Origin of the sequence: Duncaniella freteri (genome assembly GCF_004766125.1) — a bacterium.
Lineage (GTDB): Bacteria > Bacteroidota > Bacteroidia > Bacteroidales > Muribaculaceae > Duncaniella > Duncaniella freteri.
Genome location: NZ_SJSA01000001.1, coordinates 976,298 through 994,273, shown reverse-complemented (window position 1 = coordinate 994,273; position 17,976 = coordinate 976,298). Strand labels below are relative to the sequence as shown.

The window sequence follows — 17,976 nt, the reverse complement described above, 5'->3', positions numbered from 1 at the left end:
AGATGAAAAGACTATTGTTTCTGTTGTGCTCGCTTGTATCTGTGTTTTCCTCTCATGCCAAGGCTCCCGAGGTATCGGTGCTGATATGTGGTCCGGGCAGCAATATATATGAGCTTGAGGGGCACGCCGGCCTGCTCATCGATCATCCTGAATATGGGAAATTCGTGGTCAATTGGGGGGTGTTCGATTTCAATTCGCCAAATTTTGTTTACCGTTTCGTCAAAGGAGAGACCGATTATATGGCGGCTGCATGTTCTGCCGATGGCTTCATAGATGCATACAAACGTCAGGGACGGTATGTTCTGAAGGCTGATATTGATCTTGATTCGGTTCAGGCTGAAGAGGTTACCAGGTTGGTCATTGAGAACATTAAACCAGAGAACCGTGTTTATCGTTATAACTATGTCTATGACAATTGCGCCACACGCCCTATGGATGTTATAGAACAGGTGATAGGTGACACTCTTAGCCTTGATATGGCAAAGGGTTATGGTGCGGGTCTTGCTACGTTCCGTGATGTAATGAGACTTCATCATGCCTCCTATCCATGGTATCAGTTCGGTATCGACACGGCACTCGGATCTGGGATCGACAAGCCGATCACCATAAGAGAGAAGAGGTTTGCCCCGACGATGCTCGGCGAGATGCTGCCTCTCATAGCTTTTCCTGACGGCTCACCTTTGGTGAAGAGTATCGGATATGCCTTTGGCATGCCTCAGGAAAGTCCTGTGCTCCCGCCTACGCCATGGTATCTCACGCCTCTTTTTGGGGGCTGGATGGTTGCCGGAATGGCTCTGTGGGTAAGTGTAGTGCAATTGGGACGAGAGCCTAAATTCGCAAGATGGTTCGACACAGTCTACTTCACCCTTATGGGTTTGGAGGGTCTGGTTCTGACCTTTCTGATATTCATCTCTTCTCATGAGGCGACGTCCCCCAACTGGCTCTATCTATGGCTTAACCCTCTCTGCTTCATGGGAGCGATAGCTCCGTGGCTAAAAAGGGGCAAACGCTTGGAGATATGCTATCAAAGTGTTAACTTTGCACTTCTAACTGGACTGACTGTCATATTCTTGCTTGGAATCCAGTCACCCAATCCTGCCTTCTGGCCCCTAATTTTGGCATCCGCTCTCCGCGCCTTGACCAACATATATTCATCATGTCGAAAAAACGTAAGGACAGCTCGATAAATGCACGTATAGTCTGCGCTCTTGTAGCCTCGATGGTCTCCATCGGAGTTGTCGCTGCGCCCTCACATGCCAAGGCTCCCGCTCCGCGTCCCACCCTCGTGGTGGGGATTTTTGTGGAGGGTCTTACTGCCGAGTATGTCGACCTGTTGCGTTCCAATTTTGGCGAAGATGGGTTCAACAGGCTTTTGGAGCAGGGCGTAACTGTGCGCAATGTGGACTATGGTCCGGGAATAGATGCCACGGCAGCCACAGCGATGCTTGTGAGTGGAGCGGCTCCGGCAGTCAACGGTGTGCCGTCAGCTTCCGCGTGGGACATGACTACCAAGAGGGAGTATCCTGTGCTCCTTGATCCGTCGCTTGCCGGAAGTTACACCGAACAGCAGCTCACCCCTTCGCCTCTGCTTGTTTCGACCCTCAGTGACGAGGTGCGCATAAGTGACGGCGGTCTCGGTCAGGTCCATGCCATAGCTACTGATCCGCAGCTTGCCATACTTATGGCGGGGCATGCCGGCAACAGTTGTTACTGGATAAGCGATGTGACCGGAAAGTGGACCTCATCACGTCATTTCCGCGAGACTCCTCTGCCAATCTCCCGCCGTAATGTGGGATTGACTCTCAACTCGCGTCTCGACACCATGGCATGGGAGCCTGCTGTTCAGCTTGACAGATATCCCGATCTTCCCGAATACAAGAAACTTTACCCTTTCCGCCATACATTCCCGTCGCGTGACACTAATCGCCTCAAGATGTTCAAGGCTTCCGCAATGGGCAATCGTGAGGTTGCTCAGACTGCTGCCGAGTACATATCGAGCCTTAAGTTGGGGTCAAGGGGTGTCACTGATATGATAAGCGTGGGTGCTGATGTCACTCCTTATCTTTATGGGCGTGAGGCTGACAACCGCATAGAGACAATGGATGCTTACATACGGCTTGACCGTGATATCGCATCCATCGTGAAGGCGGTGGAGAATGGGCCGGGAATGGCAAACACTCTGCTCTTCGTGGCTGGTACGCCTGCACCGTCAGGTGGGAAGCGTGACGAAGAGCGGTGGAACATTCCTACCGGGCAGTTCTCCCCGCGCAAGGCGGTGTCGCTGCTCAACATGTACCTTATGGCTCTGCATGGTAACGGTGAATGGGTGAGCGGTTATCATAACGGGTTCTTCTATCTCAATCGTGCGCTTATCAAGGAGCGCGACATGAGCGATACTGACATAAGGCGCGAAAGTGCGGAATTCCTCGCCCGGATGAGTGGGGTGAGCGATGTCTATACTATTGACGATATACTTGCACGCCGAGCTGGCGATAATCCATCGGCGTTGCAGCGAAACATATCCCCTAATCATGCCGGCGATCTTCTGGTGATGGTGAATCCCGGATGGGAGGTGACCGACGGTGAGGAGTATTCTGTCCAAGGAGAGACTCAGACACAGCTCCCTGTCGTGCGTTGGCAGGCATCCACATCTCCTGTTTACATACTGTCGCCTCAGATTGATGCGACTGAGATTGTGGAGCGCATCGATGCTCGTGCCATAGCTCCTACCGTGGCACGTATATTGCGCATCCGTTCCCCCAATGCGGCATCGCTCCCGGCTGTCAACTTGTGATCAGGGATGGTCTGAGTTGTAATGTACAGCCAAGGTTTCTCTCTTCTCGATGTCACATTTTTCACTATTCACATCTATTTTATTACAATCTAAGGATATGTCTTTTACTTCATTTATCACCAAGCTTTTCGGCAATAAGTCCACACGCGACCTTAAAGAGATCGAGCCGATAGTAAAGCAGATCGAGGCTCTTGAGCCCGAGGTGAAAAAACTCACTATAGATCAGTTGCGCGACAGGATTTCAGATATCCGCGCCGACATAAGGAATGCAGTGGCTCCTCAGAAGGAGGAGAACGATCGCCTTAAGATCGAGGTCGAGGAGCTACCGTTTGACGAGCGTCAGCCTGTCTGGGACAAGATCGACCGTAATGAGAAAATAATGCTTGACACCATTGAGGACAAGCTCAACGGTCACCTTCCAATGGTTTTTGCTGTAGTGCGTGAGACTGCCGCACGATTTGCCGCAAACGAGACCATCGTTGTCAAGGCTACCGAACTTGACCGTGAGCTTGCTGCCCAAGGCAAGGATTTTGTATCAATCGACGGCGAAAACGCCATCTGGAAGAACCATTGGATGGCAGGCGGAAACGAGATCAAATGGGATATGGTCCATTACCGCGTTCAGCTCATAGGTGGTATAGTGCTTCATCAGGGCAAGATTGCCGAGATGGCTACAGGCGAGGGAAAGACCCTTGTGGCTACACTACCTGTGTTCCTGCGCTCACTTTCCGGCCGTGGCGTTCATGTTGTCACTGTCAACGATTACCTGTCCAAACGTGACTCCGAATGGATGGGTCCGCTGTATATGTTCCATGGCTCGACTGTCGACTGCATCGACAAGCACCAGCCTAACACCCCTCAGCGTCGTGCAGCCTATGAGTGTGATATCACATTCGGTACCAATAATGAGTTCGGTTTTGACTATCTCCGCGACAATATGGCGATGACACCTGGCGACATGGTGCAGCGTAAGCATTACTATGCCATTGTCGATGAGGTTGACTCGGTGCTTATCGACGATGCACGTACACCTCTCATCATCTCCGGACCTGTGCCTAAGGGTGACGATCAGCTGTTTGACCAGTATCGTGCAAATGTGGAGAAGGTCTATGAGGCACAGCGTCGTCTCGTCACCAAGATTCTTGCAGAGGCGAAGACCAAGATCGCTTCTGAGGACAAGGAGGTAAGAAAGGAGGGCGCACTGTTGCTGTTCCGTGCATTCAAGGGGCTTCCCAAGAATGGCGCGCTCATCAAGTTCCTTTCCCAGGACGGCATGAAGAACCTGATGCTGGAGACCGAGGCTTATTATCTTCAGGACAATCAGCGTGAGATGCCGGTCGTCACCGATCCTCTCTATTTTGTTATTGATGAGAAGAACCGTAGCGTTGAGCTCACCGACAAAGGTATCGATGAGCTTACCGGCAAGAGCGATGATCCGCAGTTCTTCGTGCTCCCCGACATTGCCGCACTGCTCTCGGAGTCAGAGACTATTGCTGACCAGGTCGAGCGTGCACGCCGCAAGGATGAGCTGATGCAGGATTATGCCGTAAAGGCAGAGCGTGTCCATACTGTCACTCAGCTACTGAAGGCATACACACTCTTTGAGAAAGATGTGGAGTATGTGATCGACGAGGGCAAGATAAAGATTGTGGACGAGCAGACCGGACGTATCATGGAGGGTCGCCGCTATTCCGACGGACTGCATCAGGCTATTGAGGCTAAAGAGCATGTCAAGGTTGAGGCTGCTACCCAGACATTCGCCACAATCACCCTTCAGAACTATTTCCGTATGTATCATAAGCTCGCCGGTATGACCGGTACTGCCGAAACCGAGGCAGGTGAGCTTTGGGATATATACAAGCTCGATGTTGTCACTATTCCCACCAATCGTCCGGTGGCGCGTATCGACATGGACGACCGTGTGTATAAGACCAAGAAGGAGAAGTATGCTGCAGTGATCGACGAAATCCAGGATATGGTATCCAAAGGACGTCCTGTGCTCGTGGGAACCACTTCAGTGGAAATATCCGAACTTTTGAGCCGAATGCTCACAATGCGCCATATACCACATAATGTGCTCAATGCCAAGCTCCATCAGAAGGAGGCTGAGATTGTTGCTCATGCAGGTAAGCAGGGAATGGTCACAATCGCCACCAATATGGCGGGCCGTGGTACCGACATCAAGCTTTCGCCCGAGGTAAAGGCTGCCGGAGGTCTTGCTATTATCGGTACCGAGCGTCATGAGTCACGTCGTGTTGACCGCCAGTTGCGCGGACGTTCAGGCCGTCAGGGCGATCCGGGTTCCTCTGTGTTCTATGTATCATTCGAGGATCAGCTGATGCGCCTCTTCGCCACCGACCGTGTCATGAAGATGCTCGATACACTCGGACTTCAGGAAGGGGAGCGCATAGAGAGCCGTATGGTCACCAACGCTATAGGAAATGCTCAGAAGCGTGTTGAGGAGAATAACTTCGGTATCCGTAAGCGTCTCCTGGAGTACGATGATGTGATGAACAAGCAGCGTACCTACATCTATAACCGCCGTCATCACGCACTCCTTGGCGAGCGCATAGGTATTGATATTGCCAATATGATGTGGGATATCATCGAGAATATGGTCAACAACACCTATCCTGCCGCTTATCAGGATCTGACCATGGATCTTTTCCGCACGCTCACTATCGAAGTGCCCTTCACTCAGGAGGAGTTCAAGAATATGAGCAAGGAGGATGCTGTCGAGAAAATTCATGAAGCCGCCAACGAGGCTTTCAGCCGTAAGCGCGACCGTATCATCGAAGTGGCTATGCCTGTTGTTACCGATTGTGTGGAGAACCGCGGATTTAAGGGGCGCATTGCTGTGCCTATGACCGATGGGAAACGATTCTTCAATCTTGTGGTGGATATCGACGAGGCTTACCGCACAGGCTGCAAGTCGATCGTAAAGGAATGGCATAAGGCTGTGCTTCTCGTGACGATTGATGAGCTTTGGAAAGAGCACCTGCGCGAGCTTGACCAACTCCGCCAGAGCGTGCAGAATGCATCCTACGAGCAGAAAGACCCGCTGGTTATCTATAAGGTAGAATCTTTCCACCTTTTCGAAGCAATGCTCAATCAGCTTAATATTAAAGCGATGTCGACACTCATGCGTGGTCAGATATATGTTCAGCAGGCTCCTCCTCAGGAACCGGCAAGAGCGCAAGTGCCCTCCGGTGAGGAAGAAAATGCTGTAGAGCAGCCTGCTCAGCCACAGCCATCATCCCGCCCTGCTCCCGAGTTGAAACGTGCCGCCCCTGAGCGTCGTGAGGATTACTCGAAATATCAGGCATCGCGTGAGAATCTTCCCGGAGAGGCTGCACAGCGAGCAGCTGCCCAGGGTGCAGGTCGTTCTCAGCAGCCGACTCAGCCGGTAAAGGCCGGTCCGCGTATCAACCGTAACGACCCATGCCCATGCGGCTCTGGTAAGAAATATAAGAACTGCCACGGCAGAGGTCTCTAAGGATTGCCGTTAAGGGTATAAAAACATATTCGGCATCCCGGAGCAATCCGGGATGCCGAATATGTTTTTATATATATAAATTATGTTAAATCGGATACCGATATGGTATCTTTTATCTATTCGTATAGGGTCGTTTAAGATTGTTCCTGTGTCAGATGAAGATTCACTTACAACACGCATATGTCAGGGTGTGCGTGAAGCAAAATTAATAGAAGCAGGTAAGTTACCGGTAAAAACAGCCAAAGATTTCCTCAATGAGCTTTGAGGTTCGGACCACCCCTCATTTTGAACGTGCGACCAAATTATTGATGAAGCGTCATCGTTCATTAAAGACGGATCTTGGGGTGCTTGTTTCTTTATTAGGTGAAAATCCTTTTCAGGGTGATGAGCTAAGCCCCGGTATCCGTAAGATTCGTATGGCTATATCATCAAAAGGGCGTGGTGAGTCAGGTGGTGCACGTGTGATAACGTTTACAATACTTGCGTCCGAGGAGCAAGGGGCCGTTTACTTGATCGATATCTATGACAAGGCGGATTATTCGACAGTGGATGTCTCCGCTATACGGTCAATGGTGCCGGATATTTAAATGTGGTGGTCGGCTGCGATTGACCCGCATGCCTGGGATCGTAATTTTTTTCGTGGTTGACGGCAAAATTTTTTAATGCACCTATCATTGATTTGTAGAGCAAATTTGGCTCAGGTGTGAGGTGAAAATGAATAATAATTATTCTATATATCGTAAAATGCATATTTTTAGTAAAATTCTTTCATAAATATTTGCACAGAATGGGAATCGGTATTAACTTTGCACACGCAAAACGGAACTAACCGATGCACCTCAAAAAACCTTGGTGTGGTAGTTCAGCTGGTTAGAATACCTGCCTGTCACGCAGGGGGTCGCGGGTTCGAGTCCCGTCCATACCGCTGAGGAGAGAGGAGAATGAGTAATTGATAATCTTACGATTTCGTTACTCATTCTTTTTTGTATCCGTATGATTACAATATTCGCGCGCGCAGGCACGTTAATCATTCAGTGAAAAGTATTCTGTGCAATATTGTCTCTCGCCATCCGTCAGGTGTGGCCATCATACTGGCTGTGGCTGTTGCTATGGCAGCAGGGGGGTGTTCCACAAGGAAGAATACTGCAGCCTCACGCAACTATCAGGCTTTCATTACCCGCTATAATGTCTATTTCAACGGTGACCAGCACTACAAAGAGACTCTTAAGGAGATGGAGAGCGTTTATGAGGATGATTATTCCGGACCGTACATTCTGCATCCTGCCGAGGCTTACAATGTGCCTGCTGCTCCTCAGCCTACAGGTTCGTTTACCAGATCAATAGAAAAGGCACAGAAGGCAATTCAGCTTCACAGCATAAAGAAACGTCCGCGTCGCACGCCAGGCAGGCGTAATGACCCGGAGTATCGTAAATGGCTTAAACGAGAGGAATACAATCCATTTCTCCACAATGCATGGATGATGATGGGGCGGTCACAGTACATGAACGGTGACTTTCTCGGAGCCGCTGCGACATTTTATTATGTCAGCCGCCATTTCTCCTGGCTTGATGCTACAGTCACCGAGGCGCGGTTGTGGGAGGCGCGCTGCTATTGCGCTCTTGACTGGCTCTATGAGGCAGAGGTGATAATATCACGCATCAGTGATTCTAAGCTTGAATCAAAACTCCTGAGGGAACTGCATTCCTTTGTGTCTGCCGATTTTTATGTTCGTTCCCATATGTACGACAGAGCTATTCCGCATCTTTCCGAAGCAGCGCGAATGGCTTCTAAGCCACAAAAGACGCGCCTTTATTTCATCCTTGGTCGCGTATGTGCCGAGGCTGGGCGTAAAAAGGAGGCATATCAGGCTTATCGTAAAGCCGGGAGCGGGGTTGGGGCTTCATATAGGGCACGCTTCAATGCCCGCATAAAGCAAAGCGAGGTGTATGATGGTGCCGCCATTGCTTCTGAGGTCAACGCTTTGCGTCGCCTGACACGATATGGGAGCAACCGTGATTATCTTGATCAGATATATTATGCTATCGCTAATCTTTATCTTTCGCGTGGCGATACGGTAAACGCCATAACCAATTATGAGCTTGCCGCCGAAAGGTCAACACGCAACGGTATCGACAAGGCTATCTCCCAGGCAACACTCGGAGGGCTATATTATGATCTCGGACAATACGATAAAGCGCAGTTCTGTTATTCCGAGGCTGTGCCGCAGTTGCCTGACACTTATCCTGAATATGCGGGGATGAAACGCCGGTCGGATCTTCTTGACGAACTTGCTGTATACACCCAGAATGTAACGCTCAACGATTCTCTTCTGAGACTTGCAGAAATGCCCGAATCCGAGCGTTTGACTGTTGTGAATGGAATTATATCCCGACTTGTCAGAAAAGAGCAAGAAGAGGCTGAAAATGCACGCAGGGAAGAATATATTGCCGCCAGAGAAGCGGCAGGGGAGCAGATGGAGATTTCCGGAAGCATGGCTCCTCAGGAATTCTCTCTCAGTACCGACAGGTCATGGTACTTCTACAACGCCTCTGCCCGCAATGCCGGGCGCACCGACTTCCAGCGACGCTGGGGCTCCAGAAAGCTTGAGGACAACTGGCGGAGGCGTAACAAGGTCTCTTTTGCGTTTACAGAGGATGATGATAGTCCCTATGAACAGGAGGATGTCTCCGATGATGTCTCGCTCTCCGAAGGGACATCTCACTCTGCTTCAGGTCGTGGAGCCGATGATCCTCACTCTCCGGAATACTATCTCAGGCAGATACCTCTTTCGGATGTACAGAAAGTGACGGCAAATGATGTGATTCAGGACGGTCTATACAATTCAGGTCTGATCCTAAAGGATAAAATGGAGGATTATCCTGCCGCACATAAGATGTGGGACAGGCTTTTGACGCGATATCCCGATAATGTATACAGGCTTGATGTATACAATAACCTCTATCTCATGTATATGCGTATGGGGCAAGAGGAGATTGCAGAGCAGTTCCGGTTAAAGATCATTTCGGATTTTCCTGATTCTCGATATGCAGAGGCGATGAGCGATCCGGCCTATATTTCCCGAGTGCGTGGCATGGTGGCTGAGCAGGAGTCCATATATGAACAGGCTTATGCCGATTATCTTTCCGATCGCAATCTTTATGTTCATCGTGCATATGAGAAGATGGCTGAGGATTACCCTCTTTCACCCCTGATGCCTAAGTTCATGTTTCTTCATGCTCTTGCCTATGTTACTGAGGACAGGCCCGCAGAGTTCAATGAGGTTCTGAAAACCATTATTGAGCGTTATCCCGATGCTGATATAGCCCCTTTGGCTGCATCATGGCATAAGGGAATGAACGAGGGAAGGAGATTGCGGTCGTCCGGGACCAATGCCCGAGGCATGTTGTGGGAAATCCGGCTTTCCAACGATTCTGTAGCACTTGCCTTGGGGGAATCAGGGAAGATCGAGTTCCGTCTCGACCCTGGCGAACCTCATTATCTGGTGTTGCTCTTTTCGACTGATTCTCTGTCGCCCAATCAACTTTTGTATGATGTGGCACGTCATAACTTCTCAACCTATGTGGTGCGTGATTTCGATCTTGAAGTCATGAACTTCGGTCGTTTGGGAATGTTGATAGTCAAGGGGTTTGTCAATCAGGCAGAGCTTAATCATTATCGTGCGCTCCTGGCGCGTGATGTGGCTTTCTCTATGCCTTCGGAGGTGCGTCCGGTCGAGATTGGCAAGAGCAATTTTGAGCAGCTTCTGAAAGGAGCCGGTTCATTTGATGACTATTTCCGCTTTATAGGTGAAGAGACTGTTCGTGACACCCACGAAACGGTGCTACCTTCCGACATTTATCCATCCTCTTCCGAAATGTATCCTCCCGATACCGTGTTTTCAGATATGGAACCGGACGATGCTGAGGCGGAGCAGTAATAACATCCATAAAACTCTTAGTAAGTGAGTAAGATACTTTGGGCTGACGATGAGATAGATCTCCTCAAGCCTCACATAATGTTTCTTGAAGCAAAAGGTTATGATGTCGTCACCTGTTGCAGCGGAGCCGACGCTCTCGCGCTTGTCGACGAACAGGCGTTCGACCTCATCATACTTGACGAGAATATGCCGGGGCTCACAGGTCTGGAGACACTTCATCGCATAAAGCTTGCCTCCCCTCATATACCGGTGGTCATGATCACGAAGAATGAGGAAGAGGACATAATGGATCAGGCTGTGGGAAGCAACATTGCCGATTACCTGATAAAACCGGTCAATCCTAAGCAGATATTGTCTTCCATCAAGAAGAATCTCCATAGCGAGCGTCTTGTGAATGAAAATACCTCTACAGGTTATCAGAGGGAGTTTTCCCGCATATCTTCGATGATCGGGGATGCTTCGTCGCTACCTGACTGGATGGAGCTTTATAGGTTGCTTGTGCAATGGGAGATGCGGCTGGCTGATGCCGACAGTGCCATGGATGAGCTTCTGAGGATGCAACGCATCGAGGCAGACAGTGCTTTCTCGAAATTCATAAGCCGTAACTATGAGTCATGGGTTGCTGATATGTCAGCTCCAGGCTCCCCTCTTATGTCGCCCGGCGTGTTCAGGTCGCATGTGTTTCCGCTGCTTGATGCCGGTGAGAAAGTGTTTTTCGTTCTTATTGACAATTTTCGACTTGACCAATGGGTTGCGATCAAGCCTATGCTTGCCGAATCGTTCACGTTCAGGGAGGAGCTCTACTGTTCTATCTTGCCTACAGCCACTCAGTATGCACGTAATGCCATATTTTCGGGGCTTATGCCGGCTGACATAGCCCGACAGTTCCCTGAGCTATGGGTAGATGAGGATTCAGAGGAGGGAAAAAATATTAACGAATCCCCCTTGATAGCCACCCAGTTCGATCGACATAGGCGCAAATGCAGGTTTTCCTACACAAAGATCAATGATTCCTCGGCAGGAGAGAAGTTGCTCCGTGAATTATCCAATCTTCTATGCAACGACCTCAATGTAATAGTGTTCAACTTTATTGATATGCTATCACATGCCCGCACGGAGTCCAGGATGATACGCGAGCTTGCCTCCAGCGATGCCGCTTATCGTTCGCTCACCGAATCCTGGTTCCGTCACACCCCAGCCATAGAGATATTCCGGGCAATAGCAGCCAAGGGATACAAGATAGTACTGACCACTGATCACGGCACGGTCCGGGTTGACCGTCCTGTCAAGGTTGTAGGTGACCGTAACACCAACACCAATCTGCGCTATAAGGTAGGCAAGAAGCTCGACTATCCTGGCAGGGATGTCTATGAGATAAAGAATCCCGGGCGGTTTGGTCTGCCGGCTCCAAATGTGTCATCGACATACATATTTGCTACCGGGCGCGATTTTTTCGCCTATCCCAACAACTACAATCATTATGTGCAGTACTACGACGGCACTTTCCAGCACGGTGGCATATCCCTACAGGAAATGCTGATCCCACTTGTCACACTTTCCCCTAAGTGACTCAGTATATCCTGACCAGATTAACTCTATCGTTGGTAATGCCATCAGTCTGATCAGTGATATTTTTGAGCTTTATTGTGTCCTTTGAGATTGACACAATCATTACGAGATATAATATGTTTCTCATAATCGGCTATGAGCTCCACTTGTCATCTCTTTGTGCATCTCGCTACATCCTCCAATGACAGAGAGCCTTCGATGGTGATCACGGTTGTTTCTTCAGGCTCTTTGCATATGACCACATAACGGCTTTTTCCTTTTCCGATATTCTGACGATATATCCTGACATTCTCCTTGTCGTCATTAATCTGCACAAGCACTTCATACTCCTTGTCGGAGGTTATCATGCTGAGGTGTTTGTCGATAAATTCACGGCCTTTGGCATTATCACTGGTTACAATCTGGGTATTGTCAATTTTTTCAGTCAGGAGTGTCTTGTCTTTTAAGCCTATGCCACCAATATTACCTGCCATTTCAAGCATGGCTTTGCTGACATAGACGGTTGTAACACCCTTTACGTTCTCGCATTTCTTGAAGAACGGGCTTTGTGCACCGGCTGCCAGAGCTATAATCATAGCTGTGGCAAAAAGAAATATTTTCCGTTTCATATCTGTATAGTGTTATATATTGTTTTTTGGTGTTGATAATCTTGATAAGGACTCCAATGCTTTGGTGGCAGCATTTCCGGCAGTTGTTTCTGCTTCATACGCTTCCTTGTATCCTCGGTCAAGGGCATTGGCGAAGAGGGTCAATGCATTGTCGACCTGTGCATAGGTCTCTTCCGGAGAAAGTTCGCTGCTGTTTTCCCATGAGCTGCGGTCGGTAAGGAAGAATGTGCATACCATAGCTATAGCGACAGCTATTGAAGCAGCCATGTTCCATATAGACATGAATTTTCTGTGACGGATATTCCCTGCCGGTGAGTCGTCAAGGTGTTCGGCTCCGGCAATAGTATCGATTTTTGCAGCCAGTCTCATCTCGAATCCATCCGGAATAGCAGCAGAACCAATGTGCTCAATCATTTCACGGTCAGCAGCAAACTCCTCAGGCAGCGAACTGTTTTTGAGAAGCAATCGTCGTTCCGCTTCCTCTTCATGAGTGGCGGAGGCGGAGTAATAAAGTTCATTGAGAATCCGAAGCCGGATTATTTCTTCATTTGTCATACCTTTTGGAATTGTTATATATGGAAATGGCTCAATCATTCTTTGGCGAAACAGTCACGTATGAATCGTCGGGCTCTGCTCAGAAGTTGCCTTACATTGTCCGCCGACAGTTCGGTGGCATGTTCGATCTCCTCCTTGGTCCTCCCTTCTATGTCATGCATAGTGATCACGAGGCGTTGGTTGGAGGGTAGGGTCTCTATGATCCTCATGACTTTACTTATGCGGTCGCGGGCTTCGAGTTCGTCGGAATGGGATACCGCTCCATCGGTGTCCGCTTCATTCAGCTCTGCCGATTGCCGGTGGATGGAGCCGGCTATGGTGAGGCATCTGTTTCTAACCATCATCAGCACATATGCATGACGGTTTTTTACATTTTCAAGGTCATTGCGGCGTTCCCAAAGCTTGGTGTAGACATCCTGCACAGCATCCTCGGCATCTGCCGCATTTCCGAGAATACGTATAGCCTCCGCAAACATCTGTCGTCCCATAGGGAGAAACGTATTCTTGAAATTTTCTGCATCGGTATTCATTGGGAATCGTAATGGTCTTCATATGATAGACATCCTTAGGTGTTATTTGTGACAAAAATACAGAGAAAAATTTATGTTGGCAGGCAATTTATGAAATTATTTATCATTATGTGGATTCTTACAGGAGTTGTTTTCATCTTCCGGCAGCGGTGGATTGCTGCATATCATCTTCGGCATTTATAAGTTTTTGTGAGGCACGTTTTTGTTTACCCCAATTGAAATTATATGCAATCTGAACAACAGGCATCCGGTCGAATCCGGAACTGCGGAGCATATTGCGGTTGGTGTTATACCTGTTGAGCGATTCCGACCCCATGCTGTATCGGGTGAAGGGCATGAACAATCCTCCAATGAAGGTGAATCCTTTCCAACGGTAACCTGCCATAATGGTCGACAGCTGTTCGGACCTTGATACAGTCTCGCCCCATAGTGTGGATGGATTGGATTCATAGGATGCGGATAATATGAATCCGCGATAGGTAGCTGTCACGGATGCATCACCGCTTATGCATCGGAATGTGTGGGCATATCCGGTCCCGGTACTCTTTGCCGTGTAGAGTCTTATTGTGCCCTTGGCTGTAATCATTCCCGGGACAATATCGACCTGCGGGGACAGTGCTATCTGCCATGATGTGTGGCCGCGGCTGTTTTCGAACGATGTGACCAATCTGTCGCCCTCCCATGTCATGAATGGAGCTATGGCATGGGGTGCGCGGTTCCATCTGCCATCAAGTTGCCCTGTGATGCGTGGAAATGTGAAATTGTACTGCATTTTGATGCTGTATGTGTTGTAGGCATAAAGATCAGGGTTGCCTATCTGGTACTGGAATCCGTCTATCTGTTGGATGCCGGTATCGGTCTGTGATGGGGTAGGTGTGGATGTGCGGCTTGTTAGGCTCAGGCGGAATTGCGAGCTGTTGTTGAGGCGATAGCTTGCTGCGATCCTGGGACGCAGTGCCCATGAGGATGTTTCGGTGTCATCATTTTCTCCGATGCTTATGTGGGAATACTGCGCCCCTATCCCGGCGGTTAGGCTCACTTTGCCCACACGTTGGAAATATTCGCTGAACATGTATGCGCGTTCTTGCCTCTGACGGCTTAATGATCCGGATTCACGTTCAGCTCTTGACCGTGAGCCTGAATATTGTGCCCCAGCGGTGAGTCTCTTGTCGTTGAACCGTTTTATATAGTTTCCCTCTATGCTTATGTTCTGTTGGCGGTCTTTGATTGAGGTATGTACATCCGTAATCACATCTTCATACGGATTGCTTTCTCTGTAATCATGTACCGACCTTCCGTTGAGTACAGAGGTGTCTATATCCAGTGCGATAGTCTGGGAGTGGGGAAGATTGTGCTCCACATAGGCATTGAATTTTGGGCGTAGTCCCGATCGGGATTCTTTTTCATGCAATATGATATTCCCATCACCGGATGAGAGAGACAACAGTCCGGTATTTGATCTTACCGTAGGCCACTCTTTGTTAAGATTCACTCCTATCCATACCACTGTTTTTTCAGGGTTTATGTAGTTGTATGACATCTTTGGAGTGAGATTGGTCATGGATAGATAGCCACCCAATGGGGTTTCGGTCCTTGTGACAGCAGTATCGTCAGGGCGGGTGAAAGTTTCGGAATATTCCCGGTGGCTGTCTATATGATTGGTGTATCTTCCCACAGCTCCGATAGCCCATTGCGAACGGCCGTGATTGATTTTCAGGTCGGCATAACCGTTGCCCCAAGCTTGGTTAAGGCTCTGCATGCCCTGTGTCATCAACGAGCCTCCGAAGGATGGATTGGTTACGATGATGTTGAGCACTGCCGTGGCATCGCCATAGCGCAAACCGGCATCATCAATCCATTCCACTCGTTTTATTGTGGATGGCTGAATAGTCTGCAACTGGTCAGACGAAGCTTTGCGTCCATTGATGCGTATCTCCACATCCTGCCCTGAAGAGCGTACGGATCCTGTAAGCTCGTTGACTGTCAAGGTTGGTATCATGAGGAATTTGAGCAGTGATATGCCGTTCTGAGAAGATTTGACAGCAGTCTCCGAAGGATACAGCACATCCATGTCGGCCTTATGGAGCACTCTTGGAGCCTTTACTGTGATCTCGCCAAGCATGATGTCAGTCATTGTGGTGTCGGTTGGGATAGGTCCGGATATTTCAGTGATAGAGACCGAGTCTGTGCCGGTTTTGGCAAAAGATGTGGTTGCAAATGCCACAATGATTGACAGAGTGATAGCTTTGTTGTGCATTTTATAGGGAACGAGGTTGTTTTTATATAAAAGACAACCTCGTTCCCTATTTGTGACATTTATCTATAAAAAAAGATTTTATCTTCTTATGGAATGAAATTTGAATTGTTATTGTATAGAACACGTTATGTGGCGTTTAGCTGTTTGGTAGAGCAAGTATTATTTCACTATAATTTCATCTGTGAAAATCCATCCGCCTAAAGTTTTGTCGGCACGGGCTTGAAATCTTATGTATCTTGCAGACGTGTCACCTTCCCATCCGAAATTCCTGAATGTGAAAACTTCCGATGTCGAAGTCTCATGTTCGATGCGCTTCACTTCATTGTAGTCTGTACCGTCAGATGATACGGAAATAATTATCTCTCTCGGCAGAAATACCTCAGGACCTACCACCTGAATGAAATCCGCGCTTATGGATCGGAGCTCTGTTACAGCCTCAAGGTCAATGGTCACGTCAAGGCGGTCACGTGATATAAATCCCTGCCATGCACCGTCGGAGTAGGTCCATCCTCCTCTTTTGCCGTCGGTGAGGGTCTTGTCACCTTGTGCCTGGTAGTTCGGGTTGTATGGGGCATTGTATTTCACCGGTTTGCCGAGTGCAAGGTGGCTGACAGGCTGTGATGCATTGTGGGGGTTGCCAATTTCATCTTTTAAGGGGAATGTATGGTATCCTCTTGATCGCAGCCACTCTATTTCTTTCAGCGCGCGGCTATGGAAATGGGCATACGATTTTCGGTCAGGACGGCTCCAGCCTACTTCTGCCAACGCCATCAGGCGCGGATATAGCATGTGCTCGTAATGCTCGTCGGTCTGAATGTATTCCGCCCAGAGATTGGCTTGTACACCGTAAATGAGTCTGGACTCCTCTTCGGTCAGAGCTTCCGGTGTAGGATTGTAGGAATAGATTTTCGACAGTGGCAGATATCCGCCTATAGCTTCTGGTTGAGAATAGGGTGCGTCCTGATATTGGTCTATGTAGCAGTAGGTTCCTGGGGTCATGATGGCACGGTGTCCGTTTCTTACGGCATTGATGCCACCTTCCTCTCCACGCCATGACATGACGGCTGCATTTGGCGCAAGGCTGTCATTCATGATTTCATCCCATCCAAGCAGTTTCCGGTTGTGTCTGCTCAGAAATGCCTCAATCCGGTTGATGAGATAGCCTTGCAGCGCATCAACATCTTTAAGCTTTTCATCCTGCATACGTTTTGCGCACTTCGGGCAGGTAGCCCATGTGGCTTTGCTCGCCTCATCGCCTCCCACATGGATATATTCCGAGGGGAAGAGTTCCATCACTTCGGTCAACACATCTTCAAGGAATGAGAACGTATCCTCATTGCCCACACAAAAGTCGGCACTCTCGTATGGCTCTCCAGGGCAGGAAAGCTCGGGATATGCAGCGAGGACTTCCTCCGAATGTGCCGGCATCTCTATCTCCGGAATGATTGTGATGTGGCGTTCGGAGGCGTATTCAACCAGTTCGCGTATATCCTCCTGGGTGTAATATCCCCCTTGGGCTTTAGGGTCTGACTCATTGCAGTACTTCCTGCCATTGTCGGCAAACCACCACTTTTTCCAATTGGCTTCAGGTCGCCACGCGGCAAAGTCGGTGAGACGTGGATATTTCTTTATTTCGATTCTCCATCCGGCGGCGTCAGTGAGATGGAGGTGCAGGCGGTTGAGCTTGTAACGCGCCATGGCATCGATCTGCTTCTTCACAAACTCTTTGCTGCGGAAATGTCGGGACACATCAATCATGAGTCCCCGATAGTCAAATCGCGGAGCATCCTCTATTTTCACAGATGCTACTTCCAGGCTTGTGCCATCGGCAGGTTGCGCCAGTTGCATCAATGTCTGCAATCCGTAGAATAGTCCGGTGTCGGTTGTTGAGCGTATGAGGATATGTGCGGGAGTGACCTCCATGCTGTAACCTTCGGGTGCAGAGGCGGCATCCCTGCTCTTCTGTAGTATTATTACATTCTCGCGCGGACTTTTATTTCCTTTAAATTTTTTATCGAAAGGGGCAGGAATGGTTGACAGGTAAGCTGTAAGCCGTTCTTTCTCATGCCCTTTGAGGTTGGTGTATAATTTTGTCTCTTCGGTGATACGGAAAGTACCGGTGCCGGGTGATGAGTTCTGCGGTAGAGGGATAACGGTCTGTGCCATAGAAATGCCTCCTCCATGCCATAGGACTGCGAACAGTGACACAAGGGTTATGAGACTGGTTTT

Annotated in this window: 11 protein-coding genes and 1 tRNA gene; 7 read left to right on the top strand and 5 right to left on the bottom strand. The window is 49.1% G+C overall.

Annotated features, from left to right (window positions below):
- The first annotated feature begins 2 nt into the window (after positions 1-2).
- The 7 genes from EZ315_RS04255 (at position 3) to porX (ending at position 11,797) form a co-directional block, all read left to right on the top strand.
- Entirely contained in the window at positions 3-1,187 is a 1,185-nt protein-coding gene (locus tag EZ315_RS04255; protein ID WP_135470900.1) for a lipoprotein N-acyltransferase Lnb domain-containing protein, read from the top strand.
- Entirely contained in the window at positions 1,157-2,794 is a 1,638-nt protein-coding gene (locus EZ315_RS04250) for an alkaline phosphatase family protein (RefSeq protein ID WP_135470898.1), read from the top strand. Before EZ315_RS04255 ends, EZ315_RS04250 begins: the two co-directional genes overlap by 31 nt.
- Positions 2,795-2,891: 97 nt before the next feature.
- Positions 2,892-6,290 (top strand): preprotein translocase subunit SecA, encoded by a 3,399-nt coding sequence (gene secA / locus EZ315_RS04245; RefSeq protein ID WP_135470896.1) that lies wholly within the window; start codon positions 2,892-2,894, stop codon positions 6,288-6,290.
- A 308-nt stretch (positions 6,291-6,598) separates the two neighbouring features.
- Positions 6,599-6,877: an addiction module toxin RelE gene (locus EZ315_RS04240; protein WP_242452495.1), complete on the top strand. Its 279-nt coding sequence runs from the start codon at positions 6,599-6,601 to the stop codon at positions 6,875-6,877.
- A gap of 264 nt (positions 6,878-7,141) precedes the next feature.
- A tRNA-Asp gene (locus EZ315_RS04235) sits at positions 7,142-7,215 on the top strand.
- 109 nt (positions 7,216-7,324) lie between these two features.
- Positions 7,325-10,228 (top strand): type IX secretion system periplasmic lipoprotein PorW/SprE, encoded by a 2,904-nt coding sequence (gene porW, locus EZ315_RS04230; protein ID WP_242452493.1) that lies wholly within the window; start codon positions 7,325-7,327, stop codon positions 10,226-10,228.
- Positions 10,229-10,252: 24 nt separating this feature from the next.
- Positions 10,253-11,797, top strand: a complete 1,545-nt coding sequence (porX, locus tag EZ315_RS04225) for a T9SS response regulator signal transducer PorX (protein WP_262709751.1) — start codon at positions 10,253-10,255, stop codon at positions 11,795-11,797.
- A 149-nt stretch (positions 11,798-11,946) separates the two neighbouring features.
- Here the strand turns inward: porX and EZ315_RS04220 are convergent, their stop codons facing one another.
- From EZ315_RS04220 to EZ315_RS04200, 5 genes are all read right to left on the bottom strand, one after another.
- On the bottom strand, positions 11,947-12,405 hold the full coding sequence (locus EZ315_RS04220; RefSeq protein ID WP_135470892.1) for a DUF4252 domain-containing protein: 459 nt from the start codon (positions 12,403-12,405) through the stop codon (positions 11,947-11,949).
- A gap of 12 nt (positions 12,406-12,417) precedes the next feature.
- Positions 12,418-12,960, bottom strand: a complete 543-nt coding sequence (locus EZ315_RS04215) for a GrpB family protein (protein ID WP_135470890.1) — start codon at positions 12,958-12,960, stop codon at positions 12,418-12,420.
- A 35-nt stretch (positions 12,961-12,995) separates the two neighbouring features.
- Positions 12,996-13,490: an RNA polymerase sigma factor gene (locus EZ315_RS04210; RefSeq protein WP_135470888.1), complete on the bottom strand. Its 495-nt coding sequence runs from the start codon at positions 13,488-13,490 to the stop codon at positions 12,996-12,998.
- 133 nt (positions 13,491-13,623) lie between these two features.
- A complete protein-coding gene (locus tag EZ315_RS04205; RefSeq protein WP_135470886.1) occupies positions 13,624-15,747 on the bottom strand; it encodes a TonB-dependent receptor in 2,124 nt (707 codons plus the stop codon).
- 159 nt (positions 15,748-15,906) lie between these two features.
- Complete coding sequence (locus EZ315_RS04200) at positions 15,907-17,913, bottom strand: glycoside hydrolase family 20 protein (RefSeq protein ID WP_242452565.1); 2,007 nt, start codon at positions 17,911-17,913, stop codon at positions 15,907-15,909.
- Positions 17,914-17,976: the final 63 nt, after the last annotated feature.

Excerpts from the sequence above, each read along its gene's own strand:
- secA (WP_135470896.1), top strand. The coding sequence starts at position 2,892 with ATGTCTTTTACTTCATTTATCACCAAGCTTTTCGGCAATAAGTCCACA.
- EZ315_RS04250 (WP_135470898.1), top strand. The coding sequence starts at position 1,157 with ATGTCGAAAAAACGTAAGGACAGCTCGATAAATGCACGTATAGTCTGC.
- EZ315_RS04220 (WP_135470892.1), bottom strand. The coding sequence starts at position 12,405 with ATGAAACGGAAAATATTTCTTTTTGCCACAGCTATGATTATAGCTCTG.
- EZ315_RS04215 (WP_135470890.1), bottom strand. The coding sequence starts at position 12,960 with ATGACAAATGAAGAAATAATCCGGCTTCGGATTCTCAATGAACTTTAT.
- EZ315_RS04255 (WP_135470900.1), top strand. The coding sequence starts at position 3 with ATGAAAAGACTATTGTTTCTGTTGTGCTCGCTTGTATCTGTGTTTTCC.
- EZ315_RS04210 (WP_135470888.1), bottom strand. The coding sequence starts at position 13,490 with ATGAATACCGATGCAGAAAATTTCAAGAATACGTTTCTCCCTATGGGA.
- EZ315_RS04200 (WP_242452565.1), bottom strand. The coding sequence starts at position 17,913 with ATGGCACAGACCGTTATCCCTCTACCGCAGAACTCATCACCCGGCACC.
- EZ315_RS04240 (WP_242452495.1), top strand. The coding sequence starts at position 6,599 with ATGAAGCGTCATCGTTCATTAAAGACGGATCTTGGGGTGCTTGTTTCT.
- EZ315_RS04205 (WP_135470886.1), bottom strand. The coding sequence starts at position 15,747 with ATGCACAACAAAGCTATCACTCTGTCAATCATTGTGGCATTTGCAACC.